Origin of the sequence: Vibrio sp. nBUS_14 (genome assembly GCF_051201655.1) — a bacterium.
Taxonomy (GTDB): domain Bacteria; phylum Pseudomonadota; class Gammaproteobacteria; order Enterobacterales; family Vibrionaceae; genus Vibrio.
The window spans coordinates 2,351,191-2,369,032 of record NZ_CP179206.1 but is presented as its reverse complement, the minus strand read 5'-3'; the positions used below and the strand labels follow the sequence as shown (position 1 = coordinate 2,369,032).

13 protein-coding genes and 5 pseudogenes are annotated in these 17,842 nt (G+C 43.8%); 13 read left to right on the top strand and 5 right to left on the bottom strand.

Annotated elements, in window-relative coordinates; translation table 11 throughout:
- Positions 1–193: 193 nt before the first annotated feature.
- From ACMAZD_RS11090 to ACMAZD_RS11065, 6 genes and pseudogenes are all read left to right on the top strand, one after another.
- On the top strand, positions 194–1,207 hold the full coding sequence (locus ACMAZD_RS11090) for a C4-dicarboxylate TRAP transporter substrate-binding protein (protein ID WP_435247257.1): 1,014 nt from the start codon (positions 194–196) through the stop codon (positions 1,205–1,207).
- A gap of 108 nt (positions 1,208–1,315) precedes the next feature.
- Positions 1,316–1,780 (top strand): TRAP transporter small permease, encoded by a 465-nt coding sequence (locus ACMAZD_RS11085; protein ID WP_435247256.1) that lies wholly within the window; start codon positions 1,316–1,318, stop codon positions 1,778–1,780.
- A 9-nt stretch (positions 1,781–1,789) separates the two neighbouring features.
- A complete protein-coding gene (locus ACMAZD_RS11080) occupies positions 1,790–3,073 on the top strand; it encodes a TRAP transporter large permease (protein ID WP_435247255.1) in 1,284 nt (427 codons plus the stop codon).
- A 35-nt stretch (positions 3,074–3,108) separates the two neighbouring features.
- Positions 3,109–3,894, top strand: a complete 786-nt coding sequence (locus tag ACMAZD_RS11075) for an HAD family hydrolase (protein ID WP_435247254.1) — start codon at positions 3,109–3,111, stop codon at positions 3,892–3,894.
- Positions 3,895–4,142: 248 nt separating this feature from the next.
- Positions 4,143–5,075, top strand: a complete 933-nt coding sequence (locus tag ACMAZD_RS11070; RefSeq protein ID WP_435247253.1) for a LysR family transcriptional regulator — start codon at positions 4,143–4,145, stop codon at positions 5,073–5,075.
- 128 nt (positions 5,076–5,203) lie between these two features.
- Positions 5,204–6,456, top strand: a pseudogene (locus ACMAZD_RS11065) (D-amino acid dehydrogenase).
- A 118-nt stretch (positions 6,457–6,574) separates the two neighbouring features.
- Here ACMAZD_RS11065 and ACMAZD_RS11060 read toward each other — a convergent pair.
- The 4 genes and pseudogenes from ACMAZD_RS11060 to ACMAZD_RS11045 all read right to left on the bottom strand — a co-directional run bounded on the left by ACMAZD_RS11060 (position 6,575) and on the right by ACMAZD_RS11045 (position 10,521).
- Positions 6,575–7,273 carry a dienelactone hydrolase family protein gene (locus ACMAZD_RS11060; protein WP_435247252.1) on the bottom strand — a complete coding sequence of 233 codons (699 nt, stop codon included), beginning with the start codon at positions 7,271–7,273 and terminating at the stop codon, positions 6,575–6,577.
- A 219-nt stretch (positions 7,274–7,492) separates the two neighbouring features.
- Positions 7,493–8,422 carry a 1-aminocyclopropane-1-carboxylate deaminase/D-cysteine desulfhydrase gene (locus tag ACMAZD_RS11055; RefSeq protein WP_435247251.1) on the bottom strand — a complete coding sequence of 310 codons (930 nt, stop codon included), beginning with the start codon at positions 8,420–8,422 and terminating at the stop codon, positions 7,493–7,495.
- Between the two features lie 127 nt (positions 8,423–8,549).
- Positions 8,550–9,847, bottom strand: a pseudogene (locus ACMAZD_RS11050) (sensor histidine kinase).
- Positions 9,844–10,521, bottom strand: coding sequence for a response regulator transcription factor (locus ACMAZD_RS11045; RefSeq protein ID WP_435247250.1), 678 nt, complete (start codon positions 10,519–10,521; stop codon positions 9,844–9,846). The pseudogene ACMAZD_RS11050 and the gene ACMAZD_RS11045 overlap by 4 nt, the downstream one beginning before the upstream one ends.
- Before the next feature lie 198 nt (positions 10,522–10,719).
- On the opposite strand from ACMAZD_RS11045, the gene ACMAZD_RS11040 reads away from it, so the two are divergent.
- The 6 genes and pseudogenes from ACMAZD_RS11040 to ACMAZD_RS11015 all read left to right on the top strand — a co-directional run bounded on the left by ACMAZD_RS11040 (position 10,720) and on the right by ACMAZD_RS11015 (position 15,727).
- A complete protein-coding gene (locus tag ACMAZD_RS11040; protein ID WP_435247249.1) occupies positions 10,720–11,823 on the top strand; it encodes an ISAs1 family transposase in 1,104 nt (367 codons plus the stop codon).
- Positions 11,824–11,889: 66 nt separating this feature from the next.
- Positions 11,890–12,907: pseudogene (locus ACMAZD_RS11035) on the top strand (glycosyltransferase family 2 protein).
- Positions 12,904–14,391 (top strand): annotated as a pseudogene (locus tag ACMAZD_RS11030) (ArnT family glycosyltransferase). Before ACMAZD_RS11035 ends, ACMAZD_RS11030 begins: the two co-directional pseudogenes overlap by 4 nt.
- Positions 14,378–14,509 (top strand): annotated as a pseudogene (locus ACMAZD_RS11025) (GtrA family protein); the annotation flags it as partial. The pseudogenes ACMAZD_RS11030 and ACMAZD_RS11025, both read left to right, overlap by 14 nt.
- A gap of 89 nt (positions 14,510–14,598) precedes the next feature.
- Entirely contained in the window at positions 14,599–15,360 is a 762-nt protein-coding gene (locus ACMAZD_RS11020) for an IS5 family transposase (protein ID WP_435247248.1), read from the top strand.
- A gap of 7 nt (positions 15,361–15,367) precedes the next feature.
- On the top strand, positions 15,368–15,727 hold the full coding sequence (locus ACMAZD_RS11015; RefSeq protein ID WP_435247247.1) for a GtrA family protein: 360 nt from the start codon (positions 15,368–15,370) through the stop codon (positions 15,725–15,727).
- Between the two features lie 76 nt (positions 15,728–15,803).
- Here ACMAZD_RS11015 and ACMAZD_RS11010 read toward each other — a convergent pair whose 3' ends face one another.
- Positions 15,804–17,018, bottom strand: a complete 1,215-nt coding sequence (locus ACMAZD_RS11010) for a benzoate/H(+) symporter BenE family transporter (RefSeq protein WP_435247246.1) — start codon at positions 17,016–17,018, stop codon at positions 15,804–15,806.
- A 143-nt stretch (positions 17,019–17,161) separates the two neighbouring features.
- Between ACMAZD_RS11010 and ACMAZD_RS11005 the strand changes: the two genes are divergently transcribed.
- Positions 17,162–17,788: a helix-turn-helix domain-containing protein gene (locus tag ACMAZD_RS11005; RefSeq protein ID WP_435247245.1), complete on the top strand. Its 627-nt coding sequence runs from the start codon at positions 17,162–17,164 to the stop codon at positions 17,786–17,788.
- Positions 17,789–17,842 lie beyond the last annotated feature (54 nt).

The following is a 17,842-nucleotide window of genomic DNA, read 5'->3' as shown; positions in this document are numbered from 1 at the left end:
CAACCCATTTTAACTGAGAACTGGTTAAAAGAAGTCGGTTAGAGTTTATACAATAGTGAGACCTTATCCTCAATGTGTTCATGTGGTTAAGATAAATGTTCATATGAATGTAATAATTCACTTACATACTCTACGAAAACTTAATAACCCCCTTTATATTTAGAAAAGATAGCCACGATAAGGTGATTAAAAAATGAAAAAGCTATTAGGTACAGTAATTATGGCGGCAACGTTACTTGTTGGTTGTGGTGAAGCTGACAAGGACGGAACGGACGATAAAGACGAGCCGATCAATATCAATATGAGCCTTGTGTTCACTCAAAACGAGCTGTTAACCCAAGAACTCATTAAAGCGACCGATAAAATACGCGAAAGAACCGAAGGTTCAGTAAATATTAAAGTTTTCCCAGGTGGTCAATTACCGGTTTATAAAGACAACTTGGAGCAAGTCGTTAACGGCGCAAACTGGATTGCCGTTGAGGATTTAACCTACCTAGGTGATTACGTACCAGACTTCGCTGCACTGGCAGGCCCAATGTTGTACAACACGTATGATGAATATTTAGCGATGATGGATACGGAATTTGTTGCGGGTTTGAAAGCTAAAGCTGAAGAGAAAGGCATTAAAGTACTGAATGCAGACTACATGTTTGGCTTCCGTCACATGATCACTAATAAAGAAATAGTGAACTCTGAAGATATGAAAGGGATGCGCATTCGTGTTCCGCAAAGCCAGTTGTTCATTAGCACACTTTCAGCAATGGGCGCGGCTCCAGCTTCTCTGCCATTCCCAGAAACCTATGCAGGTGTTCAACAAGGAGTTGTTGACGGCCTTGAAGGTTCGATTTTAACGATGTACTCAACCAAAATCTATGAAGTAGCGAAGAATATGTCTTTGACTAAACACTTCCTAGGCACGGTTGGTATCTACATTTCACCGACTCTTTGGGACAAGTTTACGCCAGAGCAGCAGCAAATCATCAATGAAGAGCTAGAAGCCGGCGCGGAATCTAACACTACAGAGCTGGTTAAGCTTGATGTTGAATACACGCAGAAACTTGAAGAGCTAGGCGTTACGTTTAATGAAGTGAACTCGGATGAGTTCAATGAGTTGACAGCTGACGTGTACAACCAATTCCCAACATGGAGCGAAGGTATACACGCAACGATCATGAAAGAGTTGGACACGATTCGAGCAGCACAGTAATTGTGCGAATGTAGATTAATTTGTTAATGAAGACGGCCTGATTTCCTTCAGGCCGTTTTATTCCTGAAGTAACCGGCGTGATGTTGGGTATTTCATTGGAGAAGTCTCTTGTTTTTATTGAAAAATATTGAAGAAATCCTCGCCTCTATTTCTATTTCTATTACCGTTTTAGTGGTTATTATTAACGTTGTTTTGCGTTATGGGTTTGGATTTGTTGTCCCTTGGAGCGAAGAACTCTCGGTTATTTGCTTCATATGGGCTGTCTATTTAGGCATTAGTTCCTGCTATAAACACAAGCTTCACATGGGTGTTGATGTGGTGGTCGCCATGCTGCCAGAAAAAGCAAAAATCCCATTTAGGTTATGTGTTTCCTTCTTCCTACTGGCTCTGAACATCTTGATGGCTGTTCTGAGTTATCAATACCTGATGTTATCCAACAAGGTAACGCCAGTGATGGGCATGTCATATTTTGCTATCAATGGTGTGCTGTTACTTTGTTTTTCATTGATGGCAATCCACACGGTTCGATTCATCGTCAGCGATATCGCTTCTCTAAAGCGCTCTTTTAAGTAGGTACGATTAATGGAAAGCTATCTTCCAATCCTCATTCTTTTTGTTCTGTTTCTATTGAATATACCCATTGCGTTTTCATTGATCGCATCGGCAATGGTGTACTTTCTTTTTATTAATGACTCGATTCCCGTCAGTTTGGTAATGCAGCGCTTTATTAGCTCAACAGAGTCATTTCCATTGTTGGCCATTCCGTTCTTTATCATGGTTGGTTCGGTGATGAATTATGCGGGGATCAGTAAAAGCTTGTTGGCGTTTGCAGACTCAATGATTGGTCACAAAACGGGTGGCCTGGCGCAGGTTAATGTGGCGCTGAGTACGTTAATGGGCGGCATCTCTGGTTCTGCAAATGCGGATGCGGCGATGCAATCGAAGATTCTTGCTCCTGAAATGACCAAGCGTGGCTATGATCTGCCATTCACGGCGGCTGTAACTGCGGCATCATCAAGTATCAGCCCAGTTATTCCACCGGGTATTAACTTAATTATCTTCGCTCTGTTGGCGAATGTCTCCGTTCATCAGATGTTTATTGCGGGATATGTGCCTGCATTTTTGATGGCGTTGTCCCTAATGGTGACTATTGCGTTTATTGCTCGTAAGCGTCGTTATAAGCCTTCACGTTCTGAGCCAGCTTCTGCCAAAGAGCGTTTTCATTACTTTTTAAAAGCGATTCCTGCTTTGCTGATTCCCTTTGGTATTATTTTGGGCATGCGTTTTGGTTTGTTTACGCCTACCGAAGCGGGTGCAATTGCCGTATTGCTTTGTTCGATTATTGGTTTTTTTGTTTATCGTCAACTGGGTTTGAAACACATCCCCCTCATCATGCGTGAGACGGTGCAGGGCACCAGTAGCGTTATGTTCATCATTATCGGAGCTATGGTATTTGGTTACTACATGACGCTAGAGCAGATCCCACACAATGTTGCTTCTGCTTTGATTGAGCTTACCGACAACAAGTTAGTCTTACTGTTGTTGATTAACGTACTGTTGCTAGTGGTCGGCATGTTCATTGAGGGTGGCGCCGCAATGATCATCTTAACGCCATTGCTGCTTCCGGCCGTGCTTAACTTAGGCGTAAACCCGGTTCACTTCGGGATTATCGTGATCGTTAATATTATGATTGGTGGTGTAACGCCACCGTTCGGTTCGATGATGTTTACTGTGTGTTCTATCTTGAAGGTTCGTATGGTCGACTTTGTAAAAGAAGTAGTACCTTTGCTACTCGCTTTATTGTCGGTGTTGATGTTGCTGACTTTCTCTGAAAGTTTAGTGATGTTTTTACCGAATTTACTTTAACACTAATAAGTTAGTTTATATTTGAGGGTGTAGAAATGAATTCGGTAACGAATGATTTAGACCAAAATTGGAAAAGCATTGATTGGGTACTGACAGATGTCGACGATACCTTAACTTGGCAGGGACAGTTGCCACCAGAAACATTAGTGGCCTTGAAAGCGCTAAGAGATGCGGGGAAAAAGGTAGTGGCTGTAACGGGTGCCTGCGCTGGTTGGTGTGATCATATTGCTCAGCTGTGGCCTGTTGATGTAGTTCTTGGCGAGAATGGTGCGTTTATTATGGAAAAGAAAAATGGTTATCTGACATTGCGTTCTGATATCCCTTTGCCAGAAATTAGTGCCAATCAGAGTAAGCTTAAAGAACAAGTATTAGCTATTTTGAGTGATTACCCAGAGCTCAGTTTAACACTGGATCAGTCTTATCGCTTGTGTGAGGTTGCGATCGATATCGGTCAAAATCGTCTTAAAGTCGACGATGCCATTATTGAAGAGATTGTCTCTAAGATTCACGCGCTAGGCGCACATGCAACAGCAAGCTCTATTCACATTAATGCTTGGTATGGTGAGCACTCGAAAAGAGCCACTTCAACGGCCTTTTTAAAAGAGAAAGGGTTGTCTTATGAAGAGATGATCCAACATGCCTGTTATGTTGGCGATTCTATGAATGATCAGTTTATGTTTGAAGCCCTACCTTTCAGTGTTGGTGTGGCGAACATTGAGCACTATTGGACGAAGTTATCGCATCATCCGGTTGTTGTGATGCAGAAACCAGGTGGATATGGCTTTGCTGAGTTCACAGATAAATTATTGGCGTTGAAATAGTCGTTACTCATTTTTAGTCAGCAAACAGCAATCAACAATGGGCAGGACAAAGGCGATAACGAAAGTTGTCGCCTTTGTCTTATTTGGAACAAACAAAACATACTGAATAGCTGATCAACCATAGTCTTGAAGTGACTCGGTGCACAAGTTGATGAGCGCAAGCTCTATCTTGTCAAATTGGAATATAGGCTAATGCCGAATTTATGAGACGCTTGTTCTTAGTGTCACTTGAATCACAAGGAAGTTGAATGCATCACTTTAATATCCGCGCGCTGGAATACCTTAATGCTTTATCGAAATACGGTTCGTTACGTAAAGCGTCGAAGATGTTGAATGTTGATCCTGCAGCAGTGAGTCGTATGCTCTCTCAACTTGAAGATCAGGTTGAGATGAAGGTGTGGGAGCGTAATAATCGCCTGTCTTATTTAACGGAAGCGGGAAACGAGTTGTTGAATCACTATCGCACTATTATAAGAGGTGAGGCTGCAGTATTAACTCAATTGACCAAGCTTAAAAATCTGACCGGTGGTAGCGTCAGTATTGCGATTGGTGAAGGGTTTATCACCAATTTAGTGTCTGAGCCGATGCAGACCTTTATGACCCGATATCCGGACATCAACTTGTCGATAGAAATAGCCGGTGCTTTGGATGCGGTTAAGATGCTTGAAGATCAGCAGATCGATTTTGCTATCACTTACGCAGCAGCACCGCATCCAAAACTACGAACGCATGTGGAACGCAGTCACCCACTAGAACTTATCGCTCCAAAAGGGCACTTTCTAACAATGAAAGAGACGCCAGTGACGCTGCAAGAAATCAAAGATGTATCGCTGGCTTTAATAGACACTTCGACCGGTATGGGACGGTTAGTAAAACATGCTGAGCAAATGTCGCATTTTATTCTCCAACCTAAATTACAAACCAACTCGGTTACTGCGCTGACTAACTTTGTTGTTGCGGGGCTTGGCGTCACTTTTATGCCTAAGCTGACGGTTCTTGAAGAGATAAAATCAGGCCGCATAGAAGTCGTGCCAACGGCACTCGAGGTATTATCTAAAGCGACTGTTAAGGTGCAATCTTTGAAAGGAAGAGAGCTGAGTATTCAGGCTGAAACCTTCCTTGATTTCTTAATGGAGAACACGTCTTTTTTACGTAGCGATGCCCACGCTATCGTTTTGTAATCCCGAGTATTTCTTTTAATTGTAAATGATGACTTTTTATCAACGCTAACTGTCTTGTTAAGTCAATGTTCGCTCAATAAAGTGTCCGAAAGTTACAAGAATGTTGCGTGACATAAAAGGTGGATGCAGTGGAAGTTATCGTTATTGGTAGTGGTGTTATTGGGTTGACCAGTGCTTGGTATTTGGCGAAAGAGGGTCACTCGGTGACGGTTATCGATCGTCAAGATAGCAGTGGTAAGGAAACCAGTTTTGCGAATGCTGGCCAAATCTCTTACGGCTATTCTTCTCCATGGGCCGCCCCCGGAATCCCTTTAAAAGCGATGAAGTGGCTCACCCAAGAGCATGCGCCATTAAAAGTTAAACCGTCACTTTCCCCTGAATTGGTTTCTTGGGTGACTAAGATGCTCGCCAATTGCAATGAAGCCAAATACGCACAGAATAAATCTCGCATGTTGAGAGTGGCAAATTACAGTCGTGATTGTCTGTCCCACCTGAGAACCATTGAAGAACTGGCTTATGAAGGTAGACAGAAAGGGACACTGCAAGTGTTTCGAAGCGAGAAGCAATTGGATTTTATTCAGCAAGATATGAAGCTTCTCAAAGAAAGCGGAATTGAGCATTCGCTGTTTGATGTTGAGCAGTGCTTATCCATAGAACCGGGTTTAGCTGACGTTAAAGATAAGCTGGTGGGTGCCTGTATTTACCACACGATGAAACCGGTGATTGTCATCAGTTCTGTTTAACCTTGACTGAAAAAGCGAAGCAACTTGGCGTTCAGTTTTTGTTTGATACCGAAGTAGTGAGGCTCAATCATAAACATCAAACCATTGAGAGTATTACTACAACCCAAGGTGAACTCAAAGCGGACGCTTACGTGGTTGCTTCGGGCAGTTATTCTCGTGATTTGCTGAGGCAAGTCGACTTGTCTATCCCGGTTTATCCAGTCAAAGGTTATTCACTAACACTACCGATCGTTAATGCCGATAAGTCACCGACCTCTACCGTAATGGATGAAACCTATAAGGTGGCGATGACTCGTTTCGATGATCGTATTCGTATTGCTGGAACAGCAGAGCTTGCTGGTTTTGATTATCTCATTCCAGAAAAACGCAAATCCACGATTGATATGGTGATCAAAGACCTCTTTCCTCAAGCAGGGGATTTTTCTAAGGCAGAGTACTGGACAGGACTAAGACCAATGACGCCAGATGGAACACCTATTATCGGAAAAACACCCATCAAGAATTTGTTTACTAATACTGGCCACGGGACGTTGGGCTGGACGATGGCATGTGGTTCAGGAAAGCTGTTAGCTAGTGTGGTCAGTGGCTCTGATTGCGATATAAAAGCAGACGACTTGAGTATCCACCGTTACATGTAGTTCATCCAAATACTTGGTTATACGGATCAGCCCACGTTTATCATTAAGCATGGGCTGATGGGCTGATGGGCTGATTGGCTTATCGGGTCGTAGTTTCTAACACATGAGTAAAGCGATCTCATGATTTTTGGTCTGCTTCCTGTTGATAATTATTTGATCCGAACACGGTAAATGCGTGTGGAGCACCACTGTAGGTGACCATTTCATGAGGAACCTTGGTCGTTTCAAGTTGAGCGGCGAGGTTACCAAAATCTTGCATTGAAATCACCGAATCTGCTGTGCCATGGAATACGACGATAGGAGCTTTAGTCTGAGAGTAATCTTGGCCTTTCGGTGTTGATAAACCACCATCGAAAGTGACATAAGCTTTCGAAGGGATACCTGCACGTGCAGCTTCTAAAACAGCAGCGCCGCCAAAACAATAGCCCATCATCACGTTATTATCTAAGTTACCGCCAAGCCTTTTCGCTTCAATTGCTCCTGCATTAAGTAGCGCGCGCATTTTTTCTCTGTCTTTATACAAGTCACCGGTGTGTTGTTTTTTGTCTTTCGCTTCGGTTGGGCGGATGCCTTTACCAAATAGGTCGATGGCGAACACGTTGTAACCGAGTTCGTTGAGCATCTCGGAACGCTTCTTTTCGTAATCGGTTAAGCCGTCCCAATCATGCACTAGCAGCACCAAAGGCGCTTGATCACTGGCTTCACTCCAATAACCTTCGTAGTCCATACCGTCGACTTGATAAGTAACGTTTTCTCCCGAAATTGCAGAGAAGGGCAGTAAAACTGAAAACAAGCTTAGCGTAGTGAGTGTTCGCATGTGTTATTCCTTTCGATGACAATGACGTTCCAATCGAAAGTATAGATAACGCGATGATTCTCGCCAGATTTCTGTCTCTAATTTTAAATGTAAGAGTAGAGGTGAAAAATGAAGGTGAAATACGTTAAACAACCATCACTTATGAAGTGTGATGGCTGTTTGGCGGTGTTTTGAGAAAACGGAAATTCAAGTAACTTGAGTGAGAAGTAAGGAGAACAGTTACCAAGAAGCGTTGGTCGTGCTGCTGCACATATCTGGATATTTACGCTGATAGCGCGGCAACATCGACTCGTTACCTAAGATGCCACCTTGATGGATGTAGATGATGGTTTTGGTTGGGTTCTCTTGTTGCCATTGTTCCAAGCATTGCCACATCAAAGGATCATACAGCAGGTCAAATTCAATGTCGGTTTGCTCTTGTAGATCCAACCAAGTTTTATAATCCTGCTGATACAACTTACCAAAGTGGTGCTTGGTTCTGAGCGGTAATATCTGTGGATGATCGGATTCACCAAGCTCATTAAATTGTTGCGTAAGATAGTCACTGCCACCGACACAAGCGCAGGTTAATACAGGGATGTTGTGCAACTTTAAATGCTTATGAAGATACAGCGATGTGCTACCTGTACCAGCGGGTAGTACAACCACAAAATCGTGTTTGTTTTCGAAGCGAGTCCAGCTGAGTATCTCCATCGCCAGTTGCTTAACACCATACTCAGAAAGCTGAGAGCGGCCACCTTCTGGCAAAACAATACAGTGGGAGTCTGGTTGCCTTACTTGCTCAATATACTCTTGTGGATGAAGTGCCGAGCCCATCTCTCTGGTTGAGATAACCTTAGCTCCAAGGTCAATCGCACCACGGTAATTACCGATAGGACGTTCTTGTAGCCATTGAGGAAGGTGGTCTACGTAAAACTCAAGCGTCCAGCCTTTAATCTCTGCGAGTGCGGATAGTGAGAACAGAGAGTTCGCTTGCGCAGAACCATAACTGATCAAGGTGGTGGTTTCTGGATGTTCGTCTTCCAACAGCTTCATGAATTTTCGGGCTTTGTTGCCGCAAAAGTGGGAGTGAAGCTGGTCGTCACGCTTTAAGAAAAAGGTGTGATCGTTGTATTGATGCTGAGTTACAGGGCTATTATTTAGTTTCATCGCACTTAGATAAAATGCTGACTAAAGAGCCAGCATTTTTAAATCAAATAGGACCAATGAGTATCTAGTAGCGAGCGAGCTCTGTAAACCACCTAAATCAAGTTTTCGGTGGATATTGAGTTTAGTACTACGAGTTTATCTGGTCTGATATGGGCAAGGGTGAATCGTTCTGAAAGGCAATTTTCGCGGTGCAGCCACCACAGCTGCGATTGAACAATTCAAAGTCCCAATGGAAGCGCTGACACAAGTCATCGACAATCAACAAGCCTACCCCATGACCATTTGGATTGTATTGTTCCTGAAAGCCTTCGCCTTGGTCCTCAATCAAAAGATTGTCTTGGGAGAGGGTGATGGTTACAGTGCCACTATTGGTTGCTGCAATCGCATTTCTCAACAAGTTTCCGACCAACATATTCATGATCGCGCTGGTGGCTTGAATGGTGGGTTCTGATTGAACTTGTAAGGTTATCTCGACTTCCTTCTCGTCTGCTTGTAAAGAGTTTTTTGAAACGATCGTCTCTAGCTCTTGCTGACTAAATAAGCGTAGCGGTGCATCATCACTGTTTCTTTCATAACGAACGAGACCAAGTAGGGCATCGACCATTTCAGACATCTGAACAATGGCGTCATCGATACGCTCAACCTGGCGAGATTGAAACTCAGTTGTTTCACTACGAAGGAGTAGCTTATTCGCTCCGCGAGCAACGGTCAGCGGTGTTCTTAACTCGTGGCTTGAATAGCGTGCAAAGGCTTGTTCGCGCTTGAGTAGAGAGTTGATTTCTTGACGATATTGATTGAGTTGATCGGTCAGTTGGCGAAATTCAATCGCAGCATCGTCACTCACTTCAAACTCTTCATTGAGGTTGATCTTATTCGATTCAAGTTGTGTAGAGAGGGAGTTAAATGGTTCAATAAGCCGCTTAGATAATCGATAAAGTAGCGAACCAAAACAAAAAATCAGGATAAAGAGCAATGTGAGAATAAGCATTGTTGCATACACTGATTCTGTTTGGTCTAGCTCGATAAGGTCTATTTCTGCGAGGAGAATAATAGGGTAGGTTTTACCATGGTCTGTATATTCACCGACATAGACCATACGCGAGTTTGGTTCTTGACCAACTTCGCCAAGAAAGTTTTCTCGCCCTTCGATAAGTTTTAGTATTCTCTAGGCACGATTGATGGGTCATTATAGGCAGTGGTCAGCTCATCGATTCTTAGTGCGCCACTCTCCCCAGCTTGAAATAGGCTAACGGCGTAATTACGGTCTATTAGGATTCGTCTCTCGCCGACGCGATCTTCAGACAAAAACAGTGCGGATATAAAGACCACATAGACGAATGCAGATACAATCACGGCCATTAACCCAAAGAAAACCGCTAAGCGACCAGTTAGAGTTTTAGTGCTTGTCAGAACGTTGAAGATCAATTCGATGACTCCAAACGGAATCCTACTTTAGGCACAGTAATCAACATTTGCGTGTCGAAAGGTTTGTCGAGTTGATTACGCAATTGATAGATGTGACTGCGTAACACATCGTTGTTGGGCTTGTCTTCTTCCCATAGCTTGTAGGAAATATCTTCGCGAGTGACCACTTCAGGTGCATTTTGGCAAAGCATCTCAAGTATGGTGTAAGTGGTTGGGTTTAGCGCAAGAAGCTTGTCTTGGCGGTAAGCTTTACGAGTTTTTTGGTCGATGGTGAGTTCACTGAACTGAAGCTTAGAACAGGCCATTTTTCCGCGGTAACGACGGACTAACGCGCTCATTCTTGCTTCTAGAATATCCAAATCAAAAGGCTTGGTAAGATAATCATCGGCACCGTGTTCAAAGCCTTTTAGCGTATCTTCGCGGCTATCTAAGGCGGTCAACATCAAAATAGGTGTTGCGTTGCCTTGGTCTCGCAGTTTATTGCAAACCGTGAGGCCGTCCATTCTTGGCAACATCAGATCCAATATGATGATATCAAATGAGTTTTCCAACGCAAGTTGCAAGCCAAGTTCACCGTTGTCCGCGTAATCGAGTTCCATGCCAATACACTCAAAATAATCAAACAAGACACCTGCGATTTCACGGTTATCTTCGACTAATAGAACTCGTTTCATTTTGATTCTCATACAGAAATTGACAGTAACATTATCCTGAGTGAGCGTGAAAAATATGTCAATAACATAACTTTCACTTATGGGAGGGTAAGGGCGGGATCGAACTTTAGTTATTGAAAATAAATAACTTTATTTTCAATTGGAACTTTTCCTGATAGTCACGATCAGATCATGAAATAAAAAATATGAGAAACTCGCATGATTATCATTGAACAGCTAAAAAAAGTGAAAGATACCCGTTCGCACATCAACCAAGTCTACCCTGTTATAGAAGTCGCTTTTGTTGTCATAACAGCCATGCTTTGTGGTCAAAACAAGTGGACGGATATCAAGGATTTTGGTGAAGGAAATATCGACTGGTTACGTGAGTATTTCCCCTACGAAAATGGCCTTCCTACTCGTCATAATATTGCAGCAATTATGAGGACTATTGTTCCTGAAACACTCTTAGAAGCTATGGTGGGCTGGGTTAATTTGCATAGAGAGAGGCATGCTCAACCTATCATCAGTGTTGACGGGAAGGTACTAAAAGGTGCTAAAGCAAACAAACAAGATAACCCCCTTTATATGGTCTCGGCATTCGATGTTGATGAAGGTTTGACCCTCACACATCAACCCTGTAAAGGCAAAGGGACGGAGCTAACAGCGATAAAAAACCTGTTAGATACTTTAGATATAAAAGGATGTCTATTAACGGCTGATGCCCTGCATTGTCAGGTTGAAACTCTGAATAAAGTGGTTGATAAAGGTGGCGATTTCTTAGTGCAAGTCAAACTGAATCAGCCCAGTTTGCTTGCAGAAGTGGATGCACAATTCCAAGACTATTGGTCTTTGCCTGAAGATAAACAAGAGTCATACATCACCGAAGATAAAGGGCATGGCAGAAAAGAGGTTCGTGAGGTTTACGTTCTCCCAGCAGCCTTCAGTGAAGCACTCAGAGAAAAGTGGTCTGTCGTTAAAAGTGTTGTTGCAGTGGTGAGAGATAGAAGTGTCAAAGGGAAAGGAAGTTATGAAACATCGTATTATATTTGCACAGATCACTTGTCGTTAGAGTTAGCCTTACAAGCGACCAGAAAACACTGGCACATCGAGAACCAGCAGCACTGGGCGTTGGACGTTATTTTCAAAGAAGATGAACAATGTATTTATGCTGGAGATTCAGCACTAAATATGGCTTGTTGCAGACGTTTTGTTCAGAACTTGTTTAGAAAATCCGAAGGGAACTTGTCAGTACCCAGGAAGATGAATAAAGCGGTATGGGACAAAGATTACAGAGCTTCGGTTTTGTTTACATCAAATTAACAAAGTACATTCGTGCCCTTATGGGAGGGTAGATTGGCCTCAGATTAAAAAATAGAAGAACGTATTATGTCTGAACTTCATATCAGCCGCCCTAAGATATCTACATCGCAGATCAACCCTGCAGTTTCTCTGTCTATCATTGTGCCTTTCTACGATGAACAAGAGGTGTTGGAAGAGTTTAACTCTCCTCACTAAGGTTCTCGATAGCTTACCGATCACGAGCGAGATTGTTTATGTCGACGATGGCAGCAAAGACAACAGCTTGTACTTGGTGAGTTCATTCACTTCAATCAACAGCTCGATTTCTGTTATTGGTTTAAGCCGTAACTTTGGTAAAGAGTCAGCGATGAGCGCAGGCCTTGAGCACTGTCGTGGACAAGCGGTGATTTTGCTAGACGCTGACTTACAAGATCCACCTGAGTTGATTCCGCAAATGATCGCCAAATGGCGCGAAGGCTACGACGTGGTCAATATGCAGCGCAGCAAGCGTGATGGTGAAACGTGGTTTAAAAAGTTTTCAGCGGCAAGCTTTTACAAAGTTATGAACGTGGCTGCGAAGATCGATGTGCCTGAGAATGTTGGCGATTTCAGACTGCTGAGCCGTGAAGTCGTCGATCATATCAATCAACTTCCAGAACGTAACCGTTACATGAAAGGCATTTTTTCATGGCCGGGTTTCCGACAAGCGACACTCCAATTTAAGCGTGATGCTCGTTTCTGCGGTGAAACGAAATGGAACTATCTCAAGCTCATCGGATTGGCGATGGATGGCATTACTTCGTTCTCGATTCGCCCGCTGCGCATCGCCACAGCACTGGGTGGCCTAGTCGCGCTGACTGCTTTCGTATATGGCATAGTTATCGTTTTCAAAACCATCATGTTTGGTGAGCCTATCACGGGTTACCCGTCAATGATGGTCGTACAACTTGCCCTTGGCGGTATTCAACTCCTGAGTATTGGTTTAATGGGTGAGTACATAGGTCGTATTTTCATTGAAACCAAGAATCGTCCTTTGTATCTGATCCAATCGGTGGTCGATACACCTGCATTAAAAACACATTTTAAATTAGAGGAGTCAGCATGAGCCTGAACAGAACGCACCTATGGTATTTGTTGGCTTTTGCATTAGTTTTAAGGCTTTTATCTCTGGCGACTTACCCGTTAATGGACACCACAGAAGCGCGTTATGGCGAAATGGCACGTCTGATGGTGGAAACAGGGAATTGGTTAACGCCTCAGTTTGATTATGGTATTCCTTTCTGGGGTAAGCCACCGCTGTTTACATGGATGAGTGCTGCGGGTATTGAGTTGTTCGGCTTGAGTGAATTTGCCGTTCGTGCACCTCATTGGTTAGCGGGTGTCGTAACGATTTTGTTGACGGCTTACATGGCGAAGCGAACTGGCCAAAGTGCGTTGGTTACCGCGGTAGTGTTGGCGACATGCGGTATTTTCTCTATTGCTGCGGGTGCTGTGATGACAGACATCGCGTTAACCTTAGCGATGACCATTGCCATGTTAGGTTTCTATCTATGTTGGCTAGGAGGAGAGGGTCGGAAGAGAGAAGGGAATGCGAAGACCAATAGAAATTGGGGTTACGTTGGCTTTATTGGTTTAGCGCTAGGGTTGCTTGCAAAAGGGCCTGTAGCGATTGTCATCATGGGCATCGCAGTATTTCCATGGTTGGTATTACAACACGGTTTCTTTGGTGCTTTCAAAGCGCTTTGGCAACGTTTCCCATTGTTGTCTGGCTTAGGTGTGATGTTAGCGATCGCTCTGCCTTGGTACATCATGGCAGAAATGGCGACACCGGGTTTCATTGACTACTTTATTGTTGGAGAACACTTTAAGCGTTTTGTCGTGAGTGGTTGGGAAGGGGATCTGTACGGATCCGCTCATGATGAAACATGAGGCATGATCTGGGTATTCTGGATTCAAGCCGCTGCGCCTTGGTCGATTGTATTACCTATACTAGCGTTTGTTCGCCGTAAGAAAATTGCAGAAATTAATACTGAAAATCGCGGCTTGTTTTCATTCCTTGTGTGCTGGCTGATTTCGCCTCTGATCCTTTTCACTATGGCGGGCAACATTCTCCCAGCGTACGTTCTACCGGGTATTCCAGCCCTTGGTTTGTTGGTTGCTATACTTGTGGTGGAAAAAGATAAGAAGTGGTTTTCGAGCGTGGCCTTGGTTCTTCCAGTGTTGCTGATGATAGCGATGGTTTACTTGAACTTAGGTAAGGCGAACGAGAAAAGTGATCGTATCATCTTCGAACAGATCACGGATTCATCACCGAGTTTTTATGTAGGAAAACGACCGTTTTCAGGGCAATTTTATAGCCATGGGCAAGCGAAGAAGTTACTTGATATCGAGCAACTTGACGGCATCGACAAGTTCTACCTGATTGGTAAAAGAGCGGAAGTGGAAACCAAGATTAAAGACAATGCGTTGACGTGTATTTTGGAGCCGACGGTGAAAACAAAGCGCGCTTTATTCAGTTGTCATAGCCACAATATCAAACCAAATTTGTCGTTGAGTCACATTCGAAGTGAAAGTGATGTTCGGCGTTAACTCAGGGCTGCGAATGATCAATAACAAGCTCCAGACACACAACCAAAGGCTTCAGTCCCATCACAAGATGGTTCGGTTTGCTGTGGTTGGTGTTGGCGGGTTTGTTGTTGATTGCTTAGGGCGTGTTGATCTTTCGTGAGTGTTTTTTGAACAGCATGGTAAAGAGTTATAATTTGCTTCGCCAAAAGTAAAACCATAACCAATACCATGCCAAGAACAATGCTAACTGATATTCGCTGGGAACTGCTACTCCAAGTTATGAAAAGTACAGGTCGTATTTACGATAAAACTGAACATCGAATGACATTTGAAGGAATACTTTATCGAATGAGAACAGGTATTCCTTGGCGAGATCTACCCTCTGAGTTCGGAGAGTGGAGTACCGTTTACAGACGATTTAATCTTTGGTCAAAGAAAGGGATTTTAGATAATCTTTTCAAAAGCTTATCTAGCATGGCTGACTTTGAATGGGTATTTCTTGATGGCTCTATAGTTAGAGCGCATCAGCATAGTACAGGTGCAGCTACTGAAAGTTCAGAGCAAATAGGAAAAAGTCGCGGGGGCAACTCAACCAAAATTCACTTAGCTGTAGATAGTGGTGGCCTGCCGATTTGCTTTGATTTATCAGAGGGACAACGCCACGATATAGTGCATGCCGAAAGCTTAGTTGAGCAACTCGATGAAGTTAATACCATCGTTTGTGATAAAGGATATGACAGCGAACCTTTCCGTAATTTTGTTAAGGAACGTGGCGGAGAAACAGTAATTGCTAAACGCAATTACGGACAAGATATAGACAAAGACAGTATGGATTGGTGTCTATACAAGTATCGTCACTTGGTCGAAAATGCCTTTGGGAGAATTAAGCATTATCGAGCTATTTCAAGTAGATATGACAAGCTAGAAAGGAATTATGCCAGCATGTTATCACTGGCATTCATGTTAATGTGGCTACCGATGTATTGTTGAACACGGAATGTACAGCAAAGATCAACACGCCCTAGTGTTTGTATTGCTCCATTACGTTATTGGGTTGCCTTTAATGACTGCGCGAATTGGCTCCTTCATTGCTGCTGCAACGACAACCTGGTTTGGTAATCGTGTGCTGACTTTTGGGTTCAAAGGGCAGGGGAATTGGTCTGAAAAACTGATCCAGTGGCAAAAGTTCATGTTCTCAGCGTCGATATCGGCAGTACCTAATTTACTGTGCTTTAAGCTGATGACGGAACGACTACCCGCGTTTACTGGGGCAGTATTTATTGCTATGGCGGTTGGTATCTTGGTAGGCATGGTCACTAACTATCTGTTTAGTCAATATTGGGTCTTTACCCGTTAGACAAGAAAGAGAAAGGCAAGTCATCCCATGACTTGCCTTTTTTATTGAACATTGACTATTTAGACGATTGGTAATTCTAACTCTGTTCTTTGCTTTCGTTCGCTTGTGTAGGTTGAGCCTGCTTTGCTTGAGCCGCTTTTAACTGCCAATTTTTTATACCGTAACAGACTAAACCCAAACACAGTCCCCAAAATGCGCTGCCAACGCCAGCAAAATTAATCCCAGAGGCAGTCAGCATAAAGGTGATCAATGCCGCTTCTGTGTGTGTGTCATCAGCAAGTGCTGTCGTCAGGCTGTTCGCAAGTGTCGGTAATAAGGCTAACCCCGCAATGGTAATAATGATGGCTTGCGGAACCGATGAAAATAGAGAAACAAAGGTTGTGCCTAATACCCCCGCCAACAAATAGAAACCACCCATCGCTAATGCTGCTTTGTAACGACTTTTCGGATTTGGGTCAGCGTTAGGACTCATGCATATTGCCCCTGTCAGTGCTGCCAAGTTAAAGGCAAAACCACCAAAGGGAGCTAGCAACAAACCGGTAACGCCTGTCGTGGTGATAATTCGTGACGCTGGTGGGTTATAACCATTGGCTTTCAATACCGCGAACCCAGGCAGGTTCTGTGATGCCATTGTCACCACAAATAACGGAATCCCAGCACTCAACAGAGACGCCAAATCAAAATCGGGCGTGATGAACATAGGCTGAGTCAGCGTTAAGTTCACATCTGATAAATCGAGCTTTCCGGCAACGCTACTCATTATGACGGCAAGCAGTAAGATAAAAGGAATCAGCAGATTACCAAACTTAGGCTTAGCAAAAATATACGCAGCTAACATGGTGCCGATGATAATGGCCTCTTGAGACAGAGAGGTGAAAATTCCAATTCCAAACATCCACAACACACCAGCCAGCATCGCAGAGGCAATTGATGTGGGTATTCGTTTAAGCAGCGTGTCAAAGATGCCAGTTAGACCCGTAATCGTGATCAGCAGTGAACTAAACAGGAAGATAGCCACGGCCTGCTCTACGTTGAGCCCGTCCAAAGAGGTGATAAGTAGCGCAGCGCCCGGTGTCGACCAAGCGGTCACTACCGGTTGTTTGTATCGCCACGACAATAGAATCGTCGACGCGCCCATACCAATCCCAAGCGCCCAAAACCATGAAGCAATCTGTTGTTGGCTTGCTCCCGCACTGGTTGCAGCTTGGAAGATGATCGCCGCCGCACTCGCATAACCGATAAATACTGCAATAAAACCAGTACTGATGTGAGAAAATTTAATCTGACCCATACTAACTACTCTCGTTGTGCGTTATAACATACATAGAACTCAGCTTAGCATCTGTGCGTTATAGCGCACAAGTGCTATTTGTATAAATTTTGTTCGTAGTAATTTTAGTCGCGAGCAAACTTAAGTAGGTAGATGAACGAAACATGCCGAAGAACATGAATGTAGAAGCTAGCTTTGACCTAAAAGAGAGTTTGAGTGGTCAAAATGAGTTGCAAGTCAGCCACAACCTAAAACGAATTCGTAAAGAGAAAGGGTGGAGCCTTGACGCGACCGCAAAGGCGACTGGTGTCAGCAAAGCGATGCTAGGACAGATTGAACGTGGTGAATCGAGCCCAACCGTCTCGAAGCTATGGCAAATCGCCACGGGCTTGAACGTTTCATTCTCGAGTTTGATTCTGTCTTGCTCTAGTGATGAACTGGTGAGCTTGTTCCGAGACGCTAATGAACTGCGCGATGAAAGCCTGAATAAGGGCTTCTCGGTAAGTGTTGTTTTTCCTTTTGAACCATCGTTAGGTTTTGAAGTTTATGAGCTTGGGCTAGCAGAGGACTATGAGCACTTTTCTGAACCACACAGTACCGGAGTGATTGAGCATATCTTGTGTATCTCAGGTTGTATGGCGGTGTTCTTCGATGATGACTGGTATGAATTGAGCCCGGGACAAGCGGTGCGTTTTAATGCCGAACAACTTCATGGATACAAGAACATCGGAACTGAACAAGCGGTTTTCCATAACATCATCCATTATCCTGACCAGTGGCAGCGTTCATAGGTCTGTTTATGTAAACGGCTTGGAATATCTTCCAAACACAAAGCGCAGCTAATG

Coding starts and splice junctions, on each gene's coding strand:
- ACMAZD_RS11090 (WP_435247257.1), top strand. CDS start 194: ATGAAAAAGCTATTAGGTACAGTAATTATGGCGGCAACGTTACTTGTT.
- ACMAZD_RS11080 (WP_435247255.1), top strand. CDS start 1,790: ATGGAAAGCTATCTTCCAATCCTCATTCTTTTTGTTCTGTTTCTATTG.
- ACMAZD_RS11075 (WP_435247254.1), top strand. CDS start 3,109: ATGAATTCGGTAACGAATGATTTAGACCAAAATTGGAAAAGCATTGAT.
- ACMAZD_RS11070 (WP_435247253.1), top strand. CDS start 4,143: ATGCATCACTTTAATATCCGCGCGCTGGAATACCTTAATGCTTTATCG.
- ACMAZD_RS11060 (WP_435247252.1), bottom strand. CDS start 7,273: ATGCGAACACTCACTACGCTAAGCTTGTTTTCAGTTTTACTGCCCTTC.
- ACMAZD_RS11055 (WP_435247251.1), bottom strand. CDS start 8,422: ATGAAACTAAATAATAGCCCTGTAACTCAGCATCAATACAACGATCAC.
- ACMAZD_RS11045 (WP_435247250.1), bottom strand. CDS start 10,521: ATGAAACGAGTTCTATTAGTCGAAGATAACCGTGAAATCGCAGGTGTC.
- ACMAZD_RS11040 (WP_435247249.1), top strand. CDS start 10,720: ATGATTATCATTGAACAGCTAAAAAAAGTGAAAGATACCCGTTCGCAC.
- ACMAZD_RS11020 (WP_435247248.1), top strand. CDS start 14,599: ATGCCAAGAACAATGCTAACTGATATTCGCTGGGAACTGCTACTCCAA.
- ACMAZD_RS11015 (WP_435247247.1), top strand. CDS start 15,368: ATGTACAGCAAAGATCAACACGCCCTAGTGTTTGTATTGCTCCATTAC.
- ACMAZD_RS11010 (WP_435247246.1), bottom strand. CDS start 17,018: ATGGGTCAGATTAAATTTTCTCACATCAGTACTGGTTTTATTGCAGTA.
- ACMAZD_RS11005 (WP_435247245.1), top strand. CDS start 17,162: ATGCCGAAGAACATGAATGTAGAAGCTAGCTTTGACCTAAAAGAGAGT.